The 252-nt window shown below is 34.5% G+C and carries 1 protein-coding gene; it reads left to right on the top strand.

Going from position 1 to position 252, the window contains the following annotated elements; genetic code table 11:
- On the top strand, positions 1–177 hold a 177-nt coding region (locus tag ACNKXV_RS07820), incomplete at its 5' end, for a cold-shock protein (RefSeq protein WP_417907422.1).
- Between the last annotated feature and the right edge of the window lie 75 nt (positions 178–252).

The raw sequence follows: 252 nt of genomic DNA, 5'->3' as shown, positions 1-252 counted from the left end.
AAGTTTTTTAACTCCACAAAAGGATTCGGATTTATTAAAGCTGACGATTCAAGCGAAGACATCTTCGTACACTCAAGTGGTCTTATCGACGAAATTCGTGAAGACGATAGAGTACAATTCGAAACAGAGCAAGGCAGAAAAGGTCTTAACGCTGTTAACGTTGAAGTACTAGACTAAGTATTTTAAGTTTTCAGTAGAAAGCAAGAAATAATTTTCAGATCACCGTCATTTGATCTTTAAAAAATGAATGAT

The organism is Christiangramia aquimixticola, assembly GCF_048285835.1.
Classification (GTDB): Bacteria; Bacteroidota; Bacteroidia; order Flavobacteriales; family Flavobacteriaceae; genus Christiangramia; species Christiangramia aquimixticola.
The sequence above is the reverse complement of the archived record's forward strand: the minus strand, read 5'-3'. Positions and strand labels throughout refer to the sequence as shown.